The sequence below is a fragment of the Stenotrophomonas sp. 01N47 genome, from assembly GCF_056399165.1.
The window spans coordinates 723933-743456 of the sequence record NZ_JBFTQU010000001.1 but is presented as its reverse complement, the minus strand read 5'-3'; the positions used below and the strand labels follow the sequence as shown (position 1 = coordinate 743456).

Below are 19524 nucleotides of genomic sequence, written 5' to 3'. Positions count from 1 at the left end.
GGGGCCCGCGGGGATGCCGGCCAGCGGCCAGCACTACCGAGCATCGGACAAGGGAGTATCGTTGTCGCAGCCGCCAGCCCGGGAAGCGACACCCTGCCAGCCGCCGCTTTCCTTTCCCCAACTGAAGTAGTGCGGAGTTGATGCAATGAGCAAAGCTGCAAGCAAGAGTGCCCCCAAGGGATTCCGGATCGAGCACGACAGCATGGGTGAGCTGCAGGTGCCTGCCGACGCCCTGTGGGGCGCGCAGACCCAGCGCGCTGTACAGAATTTCCCGGTGTCGGGCCAGCGCATGCCGCGCGGTTTCATCCGTGCGCTGGGCCTGGTCAAGGGCGCCGCCGCCGGCGTCAACGCCGAGCTGGGCCACCTGCCGAAGACCGTGGCCAAGGCCATCCAGTCTGCCGCGGCTGAAGTGGCGGACGGCACGTGGGACGCGCAGTTCCCGATCGACGTCTACCAGACCGGCTCGGGTACGTCCTCGAACATGAATGCCAACGAGGTCATCGCCACCCTGGCCAATCGCGCCGGCAAGGCCGACAAGACCACGGTGCACCCGAACGATCACGTCAACCAGGGGCAGAGCTCCAACGACGTGATTCCAACGGCGCTGCGCGTGTCGGCCGTGCTGGCCACCCATGAGCAGCTGCTGCCGGCGCTGGTGCACCTGCGCAGGACGCTGGACAAGAAGGGCCGCAGCCTGCGCAAGGTGGTCAAGACCGGCCGCACCCACCTGATGGACGCGATGCCGTTGACCTTCGAACAGGAATTCGGTGCGTGGTCGGCGCAGCTGGCCTCGGCCCAGGAGCGCATCGAGGACAGCCTCAAGCGCGTGCGCCGCCTGCCGCTGGGCGGTACCGCCATCGGCACCGGCATCAATGCCGACCCGCGCTTTGGTGCACAGGTTGCCAAGGCGCTGAAGCAGCAGACCGGCTTCAAGTTCGACAGCGCCGAGAACAAGTTCGAAGGCCTGGCCGCGCAGGACGATGCGGTGGAACTGTCGGGCCAGCTCAATGCGCTGGCGGTAGCCCTGATCAAGATCGCCAACGACCTGCGCTGGATGAACGCCGGCCCGCTGGCGGGCCTGGGCGAGATCGAACTGCCGGCACTGCAGCCGGGGTCTTCGATCATGCCGGGCAAGGTCAATCCGGTGATCCCGGAGGCGACGGTGATGGCCTGCGCGCAGGTGATCGGCCACCACACGGCGATCACCGTGGCCGGCCAGACCGGCAACTTCCAGCTCAACGTGACGCTGCCGCTGATCGCGGTGAACCTGCTCGATGGCATCGGCCTGCTGGCCAATGTGTCGACCCTGCTGGCCGACAGCGCCATCGCCGGCCTGAAGGTGCGCGAGGACCGTGTGGCCGAGGCGCTGGCGCGCAATCCGATCCTGGTGACAGCGCTGAACCCGATCATCGGTTACGAGAAGGCCGCAGCGATTGCCAAGCGCGCCTACAAGGAGCAGCGCCCGGTGCTGGACGTGGCGCTGGAAGACAGCGGCCTGGCCGAAGCCGAGCTGCGCCGCCTGCTGGATCCGGCCGCGTTGACGGCCGGTGGCATCCAGGCCGGTGGCGGTGGTGCCGGCGGCTGATCGAGCGGTGTGCGGGCCGAGGTCCGCAGCCACCACAGGCGAGAAGGAAGAACGCCGCCCGGGAGGGCGGCGTTGTTCGTTTCAGCGACGGTCGGCGACGATGTTGCCGAAAGTCTCGGTGTAATCCTTGAACTCGGGAATGGTCTGCACCAGGTCCGGCGGAATCACCTGCATGCCCTCCGGCGGCACGATCTTCACCGGCTGCATGTTGGGGTCGGCCGGTGCGGCCACCAGCGTGTTCTGGCGCAGCACCTGCAGCTTGCCGAACATCGTCTGCAGCATCTGCTTCTGTTCGGCGTTGAGCGGGATCAGGATCTCGTCGATCTTCATCTGCCCGTCCGGCAGGATGATGATGTTCGGTGCCGGCTGGCGGCGAACGGTCACGATGCTCTCGCTGACCGAGATCTTGGGTTTGCCACGCTCGGCGCGGTGGTTGCGGTAGTCCTGGTCACAGCCGACCAGGCCCAGGCAGAGCAGGGCGGCCAGCAGCAGAAACAGCTTTTTCATGGCGGTTCGATGAAGTGCATCCGGGGCCGCCATTGTAAGCCCGCCGGGGCGCAGCGGCCGGCAACGCAGGTGCGCGGCCGGCCGGGTGCGCTGATCTGTCACAGGGGTCAGCGGTTGACGACGGTGTCCTTGCCGCAGTCGTCCACATCGCTCTGGTCCATCGTGGCGTAGGGCTTGAACGCCGGCAGCGAGGCGGCCAGGGCCTGCTGGCTGGCCAGCATGGCCGGCATGCGGTCGCAGATGCGCTTGGCCTGCGCCTCGATCTTGGCGGCCTCGGCGTTGATCCGTTTCTCGATGCCTTCGCTGTCACCGCTGAAGATGCCCTTCAGTGCTTCACCGGCGGCGTTGGCGCCGAGCTTTGCGCCTGCCAGGCCGACATCCATGCCGTCCATCGCCACCGCCACCACGTGGCCGCGGTAATCAAGCAGCTGGCGACGCTGGCCATCGTCCAGCGCCACCTGCTTGCCACCGATCAGCAGCTGTCCCTGCGGGGTGATCTCCGCGCGCGGCTGGTTGTCGGCCGAGATCTTGATGTTGCCTTCGGCGATTTCCCTGCGGGCGTCATCCATCGCTTCCTTGACGGTCTGGCCGACGCCGCCCGCGGTCTCGGCCACCGCCTTGCCGGCGGTCTTGTCGGGGCTGGACGTGTCGCCACAGGCGATCAACGGCAGGCACAGCAGGGCAGCAGGCAGCAGGCGCAGCAGGTTCATGGCATTCCCCTCGTATCGGATGGTTGGGCGTTACTTGCCGCGCGGCAGGGTGATGGTGCCGGACACGTTGCGATGCTGGACATCGCCGCTGCCGCTGTGCTCGACGGTGAGGTTGCCGCGCACGCCGTCGACATCGATGTCGCCCGAGCCGTGGCTGCGCACGCGGACGTTGCCGCCGACCTGCTCGATATCGACGTTGCCGGAGCCGACCACGCCGACCTCGACGTTGCCCTGCACTTGCTTGAAGCCGATGTCGCCCGAACCGACGGTATCCAGCCGTGCGTTGCCACGCACGTCGGTCACCTTCAGGTCACCGGAGCCGACGGTGCCGACGCTGGCATCACCGCCGATGTTGCGGGCGTTGACGTCGCCCGAACCCAGCGAGAGCAGGTTGAACGATGCGGCACCATCGACGTCCAGGTCGCCCGAACCCACGGCGGCGTGCACGCTGCCACGGGTCCCGCGGGCGATGCCATCACCGGAGCCCACGTCCATGCTCAGCGACTGTGCGTTCTCGATGCTGCCATCGCCCGAGCCGATCTTGAACTGCAGCGGCAGGTTGTCCGGCACGCTGCCACGGATGTCCAGCCAGGCATAGCTGTTGCCCATCGACAGCGCGTCGCGGTTGTCGCGGCGCAGGCTCACCACCAGCTTGTCGCCCACGCGGCGCTGGTCCAGCACCAGCTGGTCCAGCCAGTCCTTGTTGGACGCGCAGGCGCGGCCTTCGAGCTGGCCGCCACCCGCGCTGGCAACCACCTTCAGGTCATGCTGGTTGATCTCGAACACCACCGCTTTGGCACCGGCCGCGTCGATCTTCAACGCGCGCGGCGCGGAGAATTTGCAGTTCGGTGCATCGGCGGCCAGCGCCGACAGCGGCAACAGCAACAGTGCAGTACAGGCAATCAAGGAACGCATGGGTGGTGCCTCCAGGTTGACGATCAGATTTCGCCAGCGCGCTTGCGCAGGCGGATGGCAATGAAGATGAAGGCTACGCCGAAGGCCGCGCCGATCCACAGGTCGGGCATCGCCAGCGACTTGAGCTGGGCAGAGGGCGCCATCAGCGCCACGATCGAGTCCAGATCCTGCCTGGATTCGCCGCCACCGGCGCGGTACAGCAGATCCATTCCCGGCATCGCACCCAGCAGCAGACGGCCGACGATGTGTTGCCAGAACCAGCCGGTGGTCAGGTCGAACAGGTGCATCAGCTTGGTGGTGCTGACGATGATGCCGGCGAACAGCGGCAGCATCACCGCCCAAAGGAACGGCTTGCTCCGTGCCCAGGCCGAGCACAGCAGCAGCCAGCCCGCAGTGGGCAGCGCCCACAGGGCGTACACCGGGATGGACACGAACATGCCCATGACCAGGCTCATCGGATTGGCAGGTCCCACGATCAGCTGCATCGCATCGCCGCCGTGGGAGACCACCACCAGGCACAGTATCAGCATGAAAACGAGCAGGGTCAGGCTGGAAGCGATGATGGCGATGAGCGGTGCGACGATCAGTGCACTGAGCACCTTGGACAGTACGGTCTGGGTGTCCGACAGCGGCAGCGACTTCCAGAACAGGATGCTGCGGTCGCGGCGATCGTCATACAGGGCGCCCAGGCAATAGAAGAACACCACAAAGGCAAGCACGATCAGTGGCCAGGACGAGGTCAATACCATCGCCAGGTCCAGGCCGTTGCCCAGGTCGGCCATGTCCTTGGCGCTGATGTCGCGGGTCAGCACGGCCAGATCCAGGCCGTTGATGTTCACGCTCTCGCCGTCGATGTGCAGGCCGCCGTCGCGGGCGGCACGATGCAGGGCGAACAGGCCCAGGCCGATGCCGATGCCGCTCATCAGCAGCGAGACGATGCCGGCGATCACGGGGGCGTACAGGAAACCACCGCGGTTTTCCCAGTATTCGCGCTTGAGCAGCCAGCGCAGGGTGCCTGCGGGGCTGACAGGATGGTTGACGGCATTCATGCGTAGGTCCCCTTCATGACAGCGACGAACAGATCGGCAAGGCCGGCGTTGCGGGTTTCACCCAGGCTGGCCAGCTGGCTGCGTGGCACCCCGTCGAACAGCAGGACGGTCTTGCCGAAGGCTTGGCTGCGCTCGTCGATGGGCTTCAGTGCGCGGGCGGTTTCAAGCTGGTCGGCACCGACCAGCAGTTCGGTATAGCGCTCGCCGACCTCGTCCATTTCCGCATTGAGCACGATGCGACCATCGCGGATGAACATCACGTCGGTGAGGATGTGTTCGATCTCTTCCACCTGGTGGGTAGTGACGATGATCGTCTTCTGCTCGTCGAAGTAGTCTTCCAGCAGGCGCTGGTAGAACTCCTTGCGGTACAGGATGTCCAGGCCGAGCGTGGGTTCGTCCAGCACCAGCACCTTGGCGTCGATGGCCATCACCAGGGCCAGGTGCAGCTGCACGATCATGCCCTTGGACAGTTCACGCACGCGCTGCTTGGGCTGCAGCTTGGTGTTGGCCAGGAAGCGTTCGCAACGGGCGCGATCGAAGCGGGGGTGCACGCCGGCGACGAAGTCGATCGCCTCACGCACCTTCAGCCAGCGCGGCAGCACGGCGACATCGGCGATGAAGCAGATGTCGTTCATCAGATCGTCGCGGTGCACGCGCGGGTCACGGCCGAGCACGCTCAGCTCGCCTTCCACCGAGGTCAGGCCGAGCACCGCCTTCAGCGCGGTGGTCTTGCCGGCACCATTGGGGCCGATCAGGCCGATGATGCGGCCCGCCGGAATGGAGAAGCTGGCGTTGTCGAGCGCGAGCGTGTTCTTGTAAGCCTTGCGAAGGCCACGGGCGGTAATGACAGCGTCGCTTGGCACAGCGGTAGTGGGACTGGCATTCATCAGAATTTCCCCTGGGGCAACAATTCGTCGAGACTCAGGCCCAGTCGCTGGATGCGTTCCAGTACGGCCGGCCATTCTTCATTGAGGAAGCGTTCGCGCTCGCTGCTGCGCAGCTGCGTGGCCGCCTGTTCGGTCATGAACATGCCCAGCCCGCGGCGCTTCTCGACCAGGCCTTCATCGGCCAGCTCCTGGTAGGCGCGCGAAACGGTGATGGGGTTGAGCTGGTAATCGGCGGCCACCTGGCGCACCGAAGGAAGGGCATCGCCCGGCTTGAGGATTCCGTCAAGCATCATCGCGATCACGCGTTCCTTCAGCTGGCGGTAGATGGGAGCGCCGTCGCTCCACTGGATGTCGCTCATATTCAGCTCCGTGGGGTCAGCGGCTGTGCGAACGAGAAATACGGCATGGACAGGGAGCTGTGCAGCCGACGCGGGGGGGAGGGGGAGGGAGCGGCATTCCCTGCCGTGGTTGCTGCTGCGTCCTGCGTACCGTCTTCGGAGAGGGCGGGGGAGGACGCGGCCGGCGGTGCCGGCATGGCCAGCCAGACCAGCACGAACAGGGTTGATACCGCGGTGACCGCGGGGGCGGCAAGGCTGCGACGCATCCGGCTGTTCATGGTTCCCCCTGTCTCAGGTGACTGGTGTTGTATGCAACTATAACACCGGCACGCCTGTGTGCAAGTCCTGCCCCCACCCAACTGATGGCAGGGGTGGTCATGGCGCTGCAATATTCGTTCAACCGCTTGATATGCATTGAAAAAATGAAACCGCGGAGGCGCGTTTTCTGTCGGCCTCCCATTCAGCCATGTCCATGCTATGTCATCAGCAGCGGGCGGGGACGCACGGCAGGACACTTCCGCCACGCCGTGCAAAGCGCGACAGCGCATGCGCTCCAGAGGCATGCAGACCCCGGTGCTATAGTTCGGCCGATTCCCGGCCGGTCACGGCCGGACCCCTGGAACGGCTACCGCGGAACGTCTCCCATGCCTTTGTCGCCTGCCTCCTCGCGCCGCCTTCGCGGCCTGTCCCTGTTGACCCTGCTGGCCACTGGCCTGGCCACTTCGGCCGGGGCGTTTGCCGCCGATCTGCTGGATCTGTCGTATCGGCCGCTGGCGGGCAAGCAGCAGGTCAACCTGCAGCAGCGCTACCACGGTCAAGTGCTGCTCGTGGTCAATACCGCCAGCAAGTGCGGCTATACCCCCCAGTACGAAGGCCTCGAAGCGTTGCAGAAGCAGTACGCCGGCAAGGGGTTTGCGGTGCTCGGCTTCCCGTCCAACGATTTCAAGGGGCAGGAACCTGGTGATGAAAAGCAGATCCAGGATTTCTGCACGCTTACTTATGGCGTGAAGTTCCCGATGTTCGAAAAGGTACACGTGACCGGCGCGCAGGCCACGCCGCTGTATCAGCGATTGACCGCCGCCACCGGCGTGGCGCCGGCCTGGAATTTCCACAAGTATCTGGTCGGACGCGATGGCACGGTCATTGCCCAGTTCGCCAGCAAGGTCACTCCGGATGATCCGCAGCTGAAAGCAGCCATCGACAAGGCGCTTGCAGCACCAGCTGTACATTGAACGCCGGCACGGATGCCTCGACATCGACGGCATGCGTGCGACAATACGTGTTTTCGCGCCGACGTCGGCGTCCAGTCACTTCCAGGAATGCAGCGAATGAAAATGGGAATGCGCGGCGCCGCGGCGTCGGTTCTGATTCTGGCGATGGGCACCTCCGGTGTCGCCCTGTCGCAACAACCGGCCGCTCCCTCGGCCGCCAAGGAGACCGCACCCTTGAATTCCCCCAAGCAGAAGCTCGGCTACGCCATTGGTCTGGATGTGGCCAAGTCGTTCGCGCCGATCGCCGATGAAATCGATGCGGCCGCGCTGCGCACTGCCGTGGAGCGTTCCTTCGAAGGCCTGCAGCCGCAGATCACCCAGGAACAGGCCAAGGCGACCGATGCCGCCCTGCGCCAGGTAGTGATGGCCCGCAGCGGCCAGCAGGTGCCGGGTGTTGCGCCGGGCTCGCAGCCGGCGAAAGTCGACCGGGTCAAGGTCGCGCAGATGATTGGCGCCTATTCGGTGGGTCCGTCGCTGGCACAGCTGAAGGACGATATCGATACCGCCTCGCTGTTTGACGCGATCAACACCGGCCTGAGCAAGGGTCAGCCGAAGATGACCGAAGCTGACGCCACTGCCACCATCCAGGCGTTCATGGGCACCAAGCAGGCCGAGATGCAGGCCAAGGCCGCACAGGCTGCGCAGACCAACCGTCAGGAAGGCAACGCATTCCTGGCCAAGAACAAGACCCAGCCGGGCGTGGTGACCACTCCGTCGGGCCTGCAGTACCAGGTGATCCGCCCGGGTAGCGGCGAGCGTCCGTTGCCGTCCAGCAAGGTGCGCGTGAACTACGAAGGCAAGCTGCTCAACGGCACGGTGTTTGACAGTTCCGCAGGCCGTGGTCCGGCCGAATTCGGTCTGGACCAGGTCATCAAGGGCTGGACCGAGGGCGTGGCCCTGATGCCGGTCGGCTCGAAGTACCGCTTCTGGATCCCGGGTGAACTGGCATACGGCGAGAACGGCACCCCGGGTGGTCCGATCGGTCCGAACTCCACCCTGACCTTCGACGTCGAGTTGCTGGGCGTTCTGCCGTAAGCCACCACGGAGTCAGCACGGATATGCGCGTTGCGATTTTTGGTACTGGTTATGTAGGTCTGGTGACCGGCACCTGCCTGGCCGATGTTGGCCACCAGGTGGTCTGCGTCGATATCGACCAGGCCAAGGTGGATGGCCTCAACCGGGGCATCATCCCGATCTACGAGCCCGGCCTGGAGCCGATGGTGAAGGCCAACCACGCCGCGTCGCGGTTGGTGTTCACCACCGACGCGGCGACCGCCATCGGCCACGGCCAGGTGGTGTTCATCGCCGTGGGCACGCCGCCGGACGAGGATGGCAGCGCCGATCTGCAGTACGTGCTGGCCGTGGCCCGCACCATCGGTCGGTACATTTCGGTGCCGACCGTGGTGGTCAACAAGTCGACGGTGCCGGTAGGCACCGCCGACAAGGTGCGTGCGGCCATTGCCGAGGAGCTGGCAGCGCGTGGAGCGGATATCGCCTTCGATGTGGTGTCCAACCCTGAATTCCTGAAGGAAGGTGACGCCGTTGCCGACTGCATGCGGCCTGACCGCATCATCATCGGTGCGACCAGCGCCGAGTCGGTCGCCGTGATGCGTCGCCTGTACGCACCGTTCAATCGCAACCACGACCGCGTGGTGGAGATGGATGTGCGTTCGGCCGAGCTGACCAAGTACGCCGCCAATGCAATGCTGGCAACCAAGATTTCGTTCATGAATGAAATCGCCAACATCGCCGAGCGCGTGGGCGCCGACGTCGAGCAGGTCCGCCAGGGCATCGGTTCGGATCCGCGTATTGGCTGGCACTTCATCTATCCCGGTGCCGGTTACGGCGGTTCGTGCTTCCCCAAGGACGTGCAGGCACTGGCGCGCACCGCGCAGCAGGCCGGCCTGGAGCCGAAGCTGCTGAACGCGGTGGAGGCGGTCAATGAATCGCAGAAGGGGCACCTGTTTGCCCTGATCCAGCGCCACTACGACAAGGGTGAAGACGAAGGCGTGCGCGGCAGGACGTTTGCCGTGTGGGGCCTGGCGTTCAAGCCCAATACCGACGACATGCGCGAGGCCTCCAGCCGTCGCCTGCTGGCCCAGTTGTGGGAAGGGGGTGCGACAGTGCGCGCGTACGATCCGGAGGCGATGCATGAATCGCAGCGGATCTTCGGCGATCGCGACGATCTGGTGTTGTGTGACAGCGCCGACGACGCGCTGCAGGGTGCCGATGCGTTGGTCGTAGTGACCGAGTGGAAGCAGTTCCGCAGCCCCGATTTCCAGATGCTGCGCGAGCGGCTGAAGGATGCGGTGGTGTTCGATGGCCGCAATCTGTACGAGCCGGCCGAAGTCGAGGCCGCTGGCCTTGCGTATTACGGCATTGGCCGGGGGCGTTCGCTGCATGTCTGAAGTACCGACCGAACGCGAGCAGGCGCTGGAAGCGCGCCTGGTCGAGCTGGAGATGCGCGTGTCCTTCCAGGAACACGCGCTGGCCGAACTGAGCGATGCACTTGCAGACGCGCGTATGGAAGGCAGCCGCAATGCCGGCATCCTGCGCGTGCTGCTGGAAGACCTGGGCAAGGTCCGCAATGCATTGAATTCTTCTGATCCGGCGAGCGAACCGCCGCCGCCGCACTACTGATCCATATCCTATGAGCGATACCCTCCGCGACCAGCTGATGGGCCTGGGCTTCAAGCCCGCGCCCAAGCCCGAGCGCAAGAATGATGCCCCCCGCCGTGATGGCCGCCCGCAGGGCAAGGGTGGTGCTGGCAATGGAAAGCCGCAGCAGGCTGGCAGGGGCGAACACAAGCCTGGCGAGCGGCGTGCGCATGGCAACGGCGCTCCGGGCAAGCCCGGCCAGCAGCGTGGCCAGGGCCACGGGCAGGGTCCGCGCAAGCCGCGTACCGCTGAGGAAATGGATCTGGCCAAGGCCTACGCGATCCGTGCCCAGCGCGAAAAGGAAGAGCGCATCGAGACCGAGCGCCTGAAGCAGGAAGAAGCACGCCAGCGCCGCGAGGCCAAGGTGAAGCTGGAAGAACTGCTGAAGGACAAGGGCCTGAATGCTGAAGCGGCCGATATCGCACGCCACTTCCCGTATGGCGGCAAGATCAAGCGCATCTACGTCACCGCTGAGCAGCTCAAGGCACTCAACGCCGGTGAACTGGGTGTGGTCCAGCTCAACGGTCGCTACCTGCTGGTGACGGCCGAGGTTCTGGCCCAGTCTGAAGCGGTGTTTGCGGCGTCGGTGGCGTTGAAGGTCGACCCGAACGCGCCGGCCGAGGACGATCCCTACGCCGACCCGCAGTACCAGGTGCCCGACGACCTGGTCTGGTAAGTCCGCGCGACCATTGTTGAACGCACTGGGCGCCGAAGGGCGCCCGTTGCATGTCAGGAGCAGGGCCATGCAGGAACGCAGTCCCGGGTATTTCCCGCATATCGATGGCCTGCGTGCGATCGCGGTGCTGGCGGTCATCCTCTACCACCTCAAGGCGAGCTGGCTGCCGGGTGGCTTTACCGGCGTGGACGTGTTCTTCGTCATCTCCGGCTTCGTGGTCAGTGCCTCGGTGGATCGTCTGCCGGCGATCGGAGGCTGGGCAGGGTTGGCGCGTTTCTATGCGCGCCGCATGCGTCGCATCGCCCCGGCGCTGGTGGTGTGCCTGCTGGTGACGGCGATGTTCAGCGCGTTGCTGATTCCCGAATCCTGGCTCAGCGAGACCAGTGACAAGACTGGCCGCATGGCGTTCTTCGGGTTGAGCAACTGGGTGCTGGCCAGCACCGGCAACGACTATTTCTCGCCGCGCACCGAGTTCAATCCCTACACGCATACCTGGTCGCTGGGTGTCGAAGAGCAGTTCTACCTGCTGTTCCCGCTGCTGTTCCTTGCTTGGGCCAAAGGCCGGCGCGGCGGCTGGCTGTCGGTGGGGCTGTTTGGCGCAGCAACTGTGGCATCGCTGGGGTATGCGGTGTTCCGCGCGGGGCAGGGCGGTCATGAGATCGATGCGTTCTACCTGACCACCACGCGGTTCTGGCAGCTTGGCGCTGGCGTGCTGCTGTTCCAGCTGTTGTCGCTGAGCGGCCGGTTCACGCCGCCGCCGGTGCCGCCACGGGGTATCAGTTGGCGCTCGCCTCTGCTGCTGCTGAGCGTGGTGGCACTGGGCTATGGGCTCTGGTCTGCGCGCCCGGGCCATTCGCCGTGGATTGATGGGCTGTGGCCGGTATTGGGCACGCTGGGATTGCTGGGCCTGCTGCAGCGCTCACCCGGGGGCTGGATCGGGCGCACGCTGGCGACCACACCGATGGTGACGATCGGCCGGCTGTCCTACTCGCTGTACCTGTGGCACTGGCCGGTCTTCGTCCTGTTCCGCTGGACGGTGGGCCTGGAGACGGTGGCCACCGGCGGCGCCGCGCTACTGTGCGTGGCAGTGTTGTCCTGGCTGTCCTGGCGCTGGGTGGAACAGCCCCTGCGGCATGGTGCGCGCTGGCGCGTCAACAACGCGCGCTGGGTGGTGGTCGGGCTGGGCGTACTGGTGCTCGGTGCCGGCCTGCAGTCGGCGCTGACCAAGACCCAGCGGTACACCTCGCTCAGCGTGGTCAGCCGTGCCTCGCTGGACTGGTACCCGTATGCCAAGGGGCTGAAGAAGGAAATCCCGGACTGCCGCGTGCGGGTCAGCAACGTGCCGGTACTGGGCGGACAGGCCCGCCTTTACGAGCGCGGCGAGTGCCCCGGACGCACTGCCTCCACCCGCCAGTTGTTCGTGGCCGGCGATTCGCATGCACTGGCCTACCACGAGATGCTGCAGCGCCTTGCCGTGCTCGATGGGGCGCCGATCCACCTGTACAGCAGTGGCGGCTGCGCGCTGGTCGGGTTACGAGCCTGGCAGGGCCCCAATCCGTCCTGCGAGGCCTATACGCGTAACGTGCTGGAAGATATCCAGGCACGCGCGCAGCCGGGGGATGTGGTGTTGCTGGCAGGGCTGCGCCTGCCACGCCTGTCTGAGTCGTACGCGCTGTTCGACATTGCCCAGGTGCGTGCCGAGCATCTGAGCGAGACGGCCAGCGCGGGTCGCAAAGCCGAGATCGGGCACTGGATCGAGCAGCTCACACCGCTGGCAGAACGCGGCGTGCGCATCGTGCTGGAAGCACCCAAGCCGGTGCTGCCGGCACCGCCGTACCGCTGCTCGGATGTGTTCAACCGGCACAACCCGATCTGTGCCAACGGCATGACGGTTGCGCGCAGCGAGATCGAGCAGTTGCGCGAGCCGGTGCTGGCCGGCCTGCAGCAGGTCGCCGCAGGTCTGCCGGGTGCATCCATATGGGATCCGATGCCGTTGCTGTGCCCGGGCGAGCAGTGCCTTCCCACCCGCGACGGCAAGCCGCTGTTCTTCGATGGCGACCATCTCAGCGGATACAGCAACCGTCTGCTGCTGCCTGATTTCCAGAATCAGCTGCAGCGTCTGCAGGCGTCGTCGCCGGCACCGGCGGTCGCCCCCTGATCGGGGGCGCGTGATCAGTTACGGGTCGCAGTGTCCGGGTTGGCCCGCTTCCTGTGGTGCCTATCGGTTCGTCGTGGACGCTGGCGCCTGATCCTTGCCAGGCGCGGCGATCATTCCGGATCGTAGTCCAGGTTGGACGCCAGCCAGCGTTCGGCCTGGGCGCGGTCCACGCCCTTGCGGCGTGCGTAGTCGGTGACCTGCTCACGACCGAGGCGGCCGACCACGAAATACTGGCTCTGCGGGTGGCTGAAGTAGTAGCCCGATACCGCCGCGGTCGGCAGCATCGCGAAGCTTTCGGTGAGCTGCATGCCGGCGTTGGTTTCGGCGTCCAGCAGGTCGAACAACCGGCGTTTTTCGCTGTGCTCGGGACAGGCGGGGTAACCGGGCGCGGGACGGATGCCACGGTACTTTTCGTCGATGAGCGCTTCGTTGTCGAGCGTTTCGGTGTGGTCGTACCCCCAGAACCCGGTGCGTACGCGCTGGTGCAGGCGTTCGGCCAGGGCTTCGGCAAAGCGGTCGGCGAGCGCCTTCAACAGGATCGCGTTGTAGTCGTCGTGGTCGGCCTCGAAACGGGCCACGTGCGCGTCGATACCGATGCCGGCGGTGACTGCGAAGGCCCCGATCCAGTCCTGCTTGCCGCTGGCGGCTGGAGCAATGAAATCGGCAAGGCAGAAATCCGGGCGTTCGGCAGGCTTGTCCACCTGTTGCCGCAGGAAGTGCAGGGTGGCCTCGCCATCGGGATGCTGCACACGGACGTCGTCGCCGATGCTGTTGGCGGGCCACAGGCCGAACACGGCCTTGGCCTGCAGCCACTTCTCGTTGACGATGCGGTCGAGCATCGCGCGCGCGTCCTGGTAAAGCTCGCTGGCCTGGGTGCCGACGATCTCATCGGTGAGGATGGCCGGGTACTTGCCTGCCAGTTCCCATGCCTGGAAGAACGGCGTCCAGTCGATGTAGGGCACCAGCTCGGCCAGCGGGTAGTCATCGAATACATGCAGGCCCGGCTGCTTCGGTGCGGGTGGCGTGTACGCCTGCCAGTCGCACTGGAACTTCTGGCCACGTGCATGTTCCAGCGAGACCAGGCGCTTGGCGTCACCGCGGTTGCGGTGGCGTGTGCGGATCTCGGCGTAGTCCGCCTCGTTGGCGGCGACGAACGCATCCCGCAGCTCGCGCGAGATCAGCGACTGCGCCACACCCACGGCGCGCGAGGCGTCCTTCACCCAGACCGTCGGGGCTTTGTAGTGCGGGTCGATCTTCAACGCGGTGTGCGCACGCGAGGTGGTCGCGCCGCCGATCATCAGCGGCAGATCGAAGCCCTGCCGCTGCATTTCACGGGCGACATGGCTCATTTCTTCCAGCGACGGTGTGATCAGGCCGGACAGGCCGATGATGTCGGCGTGGTGCTCGCGGGCGGCATCGAGGATCTTCTGCGCCGGAACCATCACGCCCAGATCGATCACCTCGAAGTTGTTGCAGGCCAGGACCACGCCGACGATGTTCTTGCCGATGTCGTGCACATCGCCCTTCACCGTGGCCATGATGATCTTGCCGTTGCTCTTGGCGGTGTCGCCGCTGCGGGCCTTTTCGGCTTCGATGTAGGGCAGCAGGTAGGCCACTGCCTTCTTCATCACCCGTGCCGATTTCACCACCTGCGGAAGGAACATCTTGCCGGCACCGAACAGGTCGCCGACCACGTTCATGCCGGCCATCAGCGGGCCTTCAATGACGTCCAGCGGGCGGCTGGAACGTTGCCGGGCTTCTTCGGTATCGGCTTCGACCCAGGCATCCAGGCCATGCACCAGCGCATGCGCCAACCGTGCATCCACCGGCTTCTCGCGCCAGGCCAGGTCTTCGGTCTTCGCCGCACCCTTGCTGCCCTTGTAGCGCTCGGCGATTTCAAGCAGGCGCTCGGTAGCGTCGCGGCGGCGGTTGAGGATCACGTCCTCCACCCGCTCGCGCAGGTCCGGCTCCAGTTCGTCGTAGATCGGCATGGTGCCGGCATTGACGATGCCCATGTCCATGCCCGCGGCGATGGCGTGGTACAGGAACACCGAGTGGATGGCCTGGCGTACCGTTTCGTTGCCACGGAACGAGAACGAAACGTTCGATACGCCACCGGACACATGGCAGTGCGGCAGCGTCTGCTTGATGATGCGGGTGGCTTCGATGAAGTCGACCGCGTAGTTGTCATGCTCTTCAATGCCGGTGGCGACGGCGAAGATGTTCGGGTCGAAGATGATGTCCTGCGGCGGAAAGCCGATTTCATCGACCAGCAGGCGATAGGCGCGGGTGCAGATTTCAACCTTGCGCGCGCAGGTGTCGGCCTGCCCGCTCTCATCGAAGGCCATCACCACTGCGGCCGCGCCGTAGCGCAGTACCTTGCGCGCATGCTCGCGGAACACGTCCTCGCCTTCCTTCAGCGAGATCGAATTGACCACGCTCTTGCCCTGCAGGCACTTCAGGCCAGCCTCGATCACACTCCATTTGGAGGAGTCGACCATCACCGGAATGCGCGCGATGTCCGGCTCGGACATGATCAGGTTGAGGTAGCGGGTCATCGCCGCTTCCGAATCGATCAGGCCCTCGTCCATGTTGACGTCGAGGATCTGTGCGCCGCTGGCCACCTGCTGCCGGGCCACATCCACCGCTTCCTCGTAACGGCCTTCCTTGATCAGCTTGCGGAACTGCGCGCTGCCGGTGACGTTGGTGCGTTCGCCGACATTGACGAACAGCAGGTCCGGGGTGATGACCAGCGGTTCCAGGCCGGACAGGCGGGTAGGGCGGACAGGCGTCATGATCGGCGGCAACTCAGCGGCAACAGGGGGGCGTGCGGGATGGGGCGGAGGTGTTCATGCCGCCTGCACCTGGGCGGCAGGCAGGGCGCGCGGCGGCAGCCCGGCCACCGCCAGCGCGATCGCGCGGATGTGGTCCGGGGTGGAGCCACAGCAGCCGCCGACCAGGTTGAGCAGGCCATCTTCGGCAAAGCCACGCAGGGTGGCGGCCATCTCCTCGGGCGTTTCGTCGTACTCGCCGAAGGCGTTGGGCAGGCCGGCGTTGGGATGGGCACTGACGTAGCAGTCCGACACCTGCGACAGGGTTTCCACGTGCGGACGCATGGCATCGGCGCCGAGCGCGCAGTTCAGGCCGATCGACAACGGCCGTGCATGCGCCAGCGACGCTTGGAACGCTTCGGCGGTCTGCCCGGACAGGGTGCGCCCGGAGGCATCGGTGATGGTGCCGGAAATCATGATCGGCAGCCGCGCGCCACGTGCATCGAAGGCTTCCTCGATGGCATACAGTGCGGCCTTGGCGTTGAGCGTATCGAAGATGGTCTCGACCATGATCGTGTCGGCGCCGCCATCGATCAGCCCGTCAATGGCTTCGCGGTAGGTACCGCGCAGCTCATCGAAACTGGTGTTGCGGAAGCCGGGATCATTGACGTCCGGGCTGATCGAGGCGGTGCGGCTGGTCGGGCCGAGCACGCCGATGACGAAGCGCGGCTTGCCCGGCGTGGTCGCCGCCACCGCATCACAACAGGCACGGGCAACGGCAGCGCCCGCCTTGTTCAGCTCGTACACCAGATGTTCGAGGTGGTAGTCGGCCTGGCTGACCGAGGTGGCATTGAAGGTGTTGGTTTCCACCAGGTCCGCGCCCGCTTCCAGGTAGGCGGTGTGGATGCCTGCGATGACTTCCGGTCGGGTCAGCAGCAACAGATCGTTGTTGCCTTTCAGGTCGTGGCCTTCGGGTGTCCCGCCATGGTCGCAGCCGGGGCCATGGGCGTGGTCGTAACCACCGGCGAAGCGCTCGCCCCGGTAATCGTCTTCCTGCAGGCCGTGTCGCTGGATCATCGTTCCCATCGCGCCGTCGATGATCAGGATGCGATCACGCAGGGCAGCGAGCAGCGATTCCACGCGTTCCGGGTGCAACCAGGGCAGGGCGGGCATGTCGGCCTCAGGGCTTGTTGGCGATCAGCGAAATCACTTCGAAATGCGGCGGGCGCTTTTCGCGGGTGACCGTTTCCAGGTTGGATACCTGCAGGCCTGCCTTGTCGACGAACTTCTTCAGCTCCTTGTCGCTGAAGCCGAGGTTGACGTGGCCATAGGCATCGACCGCGGCCTTGTGCTCATGACGGGCCAGGCTGCACAGCAGCAGGCGACCGCCCGGGCGCAGCACGCGCGCGGCCTCGGTGACCGCCTGCGCCGGCTTGCTGGCGTAAGTGAGCGCGTGCATCAGCACGACCAGGTCGAAGCTGCGGTCCTTGAAGGGCAGGGCATGCATGTCACCCTCTCGCACTTCAACGTTCGGCAGGCGGCGCAGGCGTTCGCTGGCGGCAGCCACCACGCGTGCGCTGGTGTCGATGCACACGTAGCGCCGTGCATGCGGGGCGACCAGTTCGGCCAGCACGCCGTCGCCGGAGGCGATATCCAGCACGTCGCCGGTTTCCAGCAATGGTAGCGCGGTGCGCGCCAGCGCTTCCCAGGTGCGGCCCGGGGAATAGTGGCGCTCCATGTCACCGGCCACGCTGTCGGCCCAGTTCTGGTCGGCAGCGCGGTGGGCAAGCACCGCAGCGACCCGTTCAGCATCCTGGCGCAGCAACGGGTCGTCGCTTCCGTTGCTCAGGGCATGCCACAATGCACGCTGCGCCGGGTCCAGCTGACCTTCGTCGAAGCGGTAATAGGCCGACACGCCCGCACGGCGGTCGCGCACCAGGCCGGCTTCCTTCAGGCGCGCCAGATGAGTCGATACCCGCGGCTGTGCCAGCCGGGTGATGGCCGAAAGCTCGGCCACGGTCAGCTCTTCCTGCTCCAGCAGCGCCAACAGGCGCACGCGGGTGGCATCGGCGAACACCTTCAGGCGGGTCGACCAGTCTTCCAGATCCATAAATATCTACCTATCGCGATATAGAGATATATTCGCCGACCAGCCCTCTTCCGGTCAAGTCGCGGCTCCCCGCGAGTCAGCCGCCGATGCCCGGCCCCGGTACAATCGGGGCACCTGGGCGCGCGCTGCGCGGCCCATAACATCATGTACCCGGGAGGGTGTTGTGGATTTCAGCTTTACCGAAGAGCAGTTGATGCTGCAGGACGTGGCGCGTCGCATCGCGCAGGAAAAGATCGCCCCGAGCGCGGAGCACCATGACCGTACGGGTGAGTTCCCGCTGGACAATATCCGCCTGCTGGGCGAGAACGGCCTGATGGGCATCGAAGTGCCGACCGAATACGGTGGCGCGGGCATGGACCCGATCGCGTACGTGCTGGCGATGGTGGAGGTCGCCGCCGGTGATGCTGCGCATTCGACCATCATGTCGGTCAACAATTCGCTGTTCTGCAACGGCATCCTGACCCATGGCAGCGAAGCGCAGAAGCAGAAGTACGTGCGCGCCATCGCCGAAGGCGAGGCCATCGGTGCATTCGCGCTGACCGAGCCGCAGTCGGGCTCGGACGCGACTGCGATGCGTTGCCGCGCGGTCAAGCAGGCCGACGGCAGCTATGTCATCAATGGCAAGAAGAGCTGGATCACTTCCGGCCCGGTGGCCAAGTACATCGTGCTGTTCGCGATGAGCGAGCCGGACAAGGGCGCGCGTGGCATCACCGCGTTCATGATCGACACCGACAAGGCCGGATTCGGCCGCGGCAAGACCGAACCGAAGCTGGGCATCCGTGCCTCGGCCACCTGCGAGATCGAGTTCAACGATTACGTGGCGCAGGCCGAAGACGTGCTCGGCCAGGAAGGCGAGGGCTTCAAGATCGCCATGGGCGTGCTCGACGCCGGCCGCATCGGCATCGCCTCGCAGGCGATCGGCATCGCCCGTGCCGCCTATGAGGCGACCCTGGAGTACGTGAAGGACCGCAAGGCCTTCGGTGCGGCCATCGGTACGTTCCAGATGACCCAGGCGAAGATTGCCGACATGAAGTGCAAGCTGGATGCGGCGCTGCTGCTGACCCTGCGTGCTGCATGGGTGAAGGGCGAGGGCAAGCGCTTCAGCAACGAGGCGGCCATCGCCAAGCTGACCGCTTCGGAAGCGGCAATGTGGATCACCCACCAGGCCGTACAGATCCATGGCGGCATGGGCTATTCCAAGGAAATGCCGCTGGAGCGCTACTTCCGTGATGCCAAGATCACCGAGATCTACGAAGGCACCTCGGAGATCCAGCGCCTGGTGATCGCCCGCAACGAAACCGGTCTGCGTTGATTTTCCCGTGCCGCGCCGCTGCAATGGCGGCGCGGCAGTAGATCCACGCCATGCGTGGATGGCGTTGTGTCCAGATGGCGTGCCCGCCTCTTGCCTGTCAGGATTCATGCTGCTCCAATGCGGATCGTTTTTCTGGAGATACCGCATGATCTACCGCGGCTGGGGCTTCATGACGCTGGTGACGCCGATCGCAGGCATCCTGTTGCTGGCGTACTTTTTCCCGCACGACGGCCCCAAGGGCAACATCCCGCTGCAGCAGGTGCTGCTGGGTGGTGGCATCGGTGCGGCAGTGAACGTGCTGCTGGGCCTGTGGCTTAACCGTGCGCCGCGGCATAAGGGTGAGGCCGCACCCCATCATTTCTTCTTCGTGCCCATGCAATGGGCCGCGCTGGTTCTCGTGGCGGTGTGCGCCGTGATCGCGCTGCTGCGCTGACACGTCGCCTTGGAGAGCGCCAACCAAGGTTGGCGGCTACCGGGCATGCCGCTGCTTTGGTAGATGCCAACCTTGGTTGGCATGGATTCAAAAGCAGCAAAGAAAAAGGCCCCGGATCGCTCCGGGGCCTTTCTCGTTTCAACT

18 protein-coding genes are annotated in these 19524 nt (G+C 65.4%); 9 read left to right on the top strand and 9 right to left on the bottom strand.

Annotation, left to right across the window (positions count from 1 at the left end; all coding sequences use genetic code 11):
- The first annotated feature begins 145 nt into the window (after nt 1–145).
- Nucleotides 146–1585 carry a class II fumarate hydratase gene (locus AC1DKR_RS03430; protein ID WP_478031100.1) on the top strand — a complete coding sequence of 480 codons (1440 nt, stop codon included), beginning with the start codon at nt 146–148 and terminating at the stop codon, nt 1583–1585.
- A gap of 81 nt (nt 1586–1666) precedes the next feature.
- Here AC1DKR_RS03430 and AC1DKR_RS03425 read toward each other — a convergent pair whose 3' ends face one another.
- The 6 genes from AC1DKR_RS03425 to AC1DKR_RS03400 all read right to left on the bottom strand — a co-directional run bounded on the left by AC1DKR_RS03425 (nt 1667) and on the right by AC1DKR_RS03400 (nt 6012).
- On the bottom strand, nt 1667–2092 hold the full coding sequence (locus AC1DKR_RS03425) for a hypothetical protein (protein WP_032951937.1): 426 nt from the start codon (nt 2090–2092) through the stop codon (nt 1667–1669).
- A 107-nt stretch (nt 2093–2199) separates the two neighbouring features.
- Entirely contained in the window at nt 2200–2802 is a 603-nt protein-coding gene (locus AC1DKR_RS03420) for a DUF2884 family protein (protein ID WP_428705071.1), read from the bottom strand.
- A 30-nt stretch (nt 2803–2832) separates the two neighbouring features.
- Nucleotides 2833–3717, bottom strand: a complete 885-nt coding sequence (locus AC1DKR_RS03415; RefSeq protein WP_312108555.1) for a GIN domain-containing protein — start codon at nt 3715–3717, stop codon at nt 2833–2835.
- Between the two features lie 23 nt (nt 3718–3740).
- The gene (locus tag AC1DKR_RS03410) at nt 3741–4766 is read right to left on the bottom strand and encodes a hypothetical protein (protein ID WP_025876815.1); all 1026 of its coding nucleotides are present in this window, start codon (nt 4764–4766) and stop codon (nt 3741–3743) included.
- Nucleotides 4763–5653 carry an ABC transporter ATP-binding protein gene (locus AC1DKR_RS03405; RefSeq protein ID WP_025876817.1) on the bottom strand — a complete coding sequence of 297 codons (891 nt, stop codon included), beginning with the start codon at nt 5651–5653 and terminating at the stop codon, nt 4763–4765. The genes AC1DKR_RS03410 and AC1DKR_RS03405 overlap by 4 nt, the downstream gene beginning before the upstream one ends.
- Nucleotides 5653–6012 (bottom strand): GntR family transcriptional regulator, encoded by a 360-nt coding sequence (locus AC1DKR_RS03400; RefSeq protein ID WP_012511573.1) that lies wholly within the window; start codon nt 6010–6012, stop codon nt 5653–5655. The genes AC1DKR_RS03405 and AC1DKR_RS03400 overlap by 1 nt, the downstream gene beginning before the upstream one ends.
- Before the next feature lie 623 nt (nt 6013–6635).
- On the opposite strand from AC1DKR_RS03400, the gene AC1DKR_RS03395 reads away from it, so the two are divergent.
- The 6 genes from AC1DKR_RS03395 (at nt 6636) to AC1DKR_RS03370 (ending at nt 12754) form a co-directional block, all read left to right on the top strand.
- The gene (locus AC1DKR_RS03395) at nt 6636–7223 is read left to right on the top strand and encodes a glutathione peroxidase (protein ID WP_312108552.1); all 588 of its coding nucleotides are present in this window, start codon (nt 6636–6638) and stop codon (nt 7221–7223) included.
- A gap of 96 nt (nt 7224–7319) precedes the next feature.
- Complete coding sequence (locus AC1DKR_RS03390; RefSeq protein WP_223495665.1) at nt 7320–8297, top strand: FKBP-type peptidyl-prolyl cis-trans isomerase N-terminal domain-containing protein; 978 nt, start codon at nt 7320–7322, stop codon at nt 8295–8297.
- A 23-nt stretch (nt 8298–8320) separates the two neighbouring features.
- The gene (locus AC1DKR_RS03385) at nt 8321–9670 is read left to right on the top strand and encodes a UDP-glucose dehydrogenase family protein (RefSeq protein ID WP_478031098.1); all 1350 of its coding nucleotides are present in this window, start codon (nt 8321–8323) and stop codon (nt 9668–9670) included.
- Nucleotides 9663–9902, top strand: coding sequence for a SlyX family protein (locus tag AC1DKR_RS03380; RefSeq protein ID WP_025876828.1), 240 nt, complete (start codon nt 9663–9665; stop codon nt 9900–9902). Before AC1DKR_RS03385 ends, AC1DKR_RS03380 begins: the two co-directional genes overlap by 8 nt.
- A gap of 10 nt (nt 9903–9912) precedes the next feature.
- Nucleotides 9913–10596, top strand: coding sequence for a DUF2058 domain-containing protein (locus AC1DKR_RS03375; protein WP_447945333.1), 684 nt, complete (start codon nt 9913–9915; stop codon nt 10594–10596).
- Nucleotides 10597–10663: 67 nt separating this feature from the next.
- Nucleotides 10664–12754 carry an acyltransferase family protein gene (locus AC1DKR_RS03370; RefSeq protein WP_363732706.1) on the top strand — a complete coding sequence of 697 codons (2091 nt, stop codon included), beginning with the start codon at nt 10664–10666 and terminating at the stop codon, nt 12752–12754.
- Nucleotides 12755–12864: 110 nt separating this feature from the next.
- Here the strand turns inward: AC1DKR_RS03370 and metH are convergent, their stop codons facing one another.
- From metH to AC1DKR_RS03355, 3 genes are read right to left on the bottom strand one after another with little or no spacing between them, the layout of a single operon-like run.
- Nucleotides 12865–15549, bottom strand: coding sequence for a methionine synthase (gene metH / locus AC1DKR_RS03365; protein ID WP_478031096.1), 2685 nt, complete (start codon nt 15547–15549; stop codon nt 12865–12867).
- A gap of 54 nt (nt 15550–15603) precedes the next feature.
- Entirely contained in the window at nt 15604–16698 is a 1095-nt protein-coding gene (locus AC1DKR_RS03360; protein WP_428705068.1) for a homocysteine S-methyltransferase family protein, read from the bottom strand.
- 7 nt (nt 16699–16705) lie between these two features.
- Nucleotides 16706–17635 carry an ArsR/SmtB family transcription factor gene (locus tag AC1DKR_RS03355; RefSeq protein WP_312110045.1) on the bottom strand — a complete coding sequence of 310 codons (930 nt, stop codon included), beginning with the start codon at nt 17633–17635 and terminating at the stop codon, nt 16706–16708.
- 163 nt (nt 17636–17798) lie between these two features.
- Here AC1DKR_RS03355 and AC1DKR_RS03350 point away from each other — a divergent pair, with 163 nt between their 5' ends.
- The gene (locus tag AC1DKR_RS03350; RefSeq protein WP_394196555.1) at nt 17799–18947 is read left to right on the top strand and encodes an acyl-CoA dehydrogenase family protein; all 1149 of its coding nucleotides are present in this window, start codon (nt 17799–17801) and stop codon (nt 18945–18947) included.
- A 145-nt stretch (nt 18948–19092) separates the two neighbouring features.
- Entirely contained in the window at nt 19093–19380 is a 288-nt protein-coding gene (locus AC1DKR_RS03345) for a hypothetical protein (RefSeq protein ID WP_223495653.1), read from the top strand.
- Nucleotides 19381–19524 lie beyond the last annotated feature (144 nt).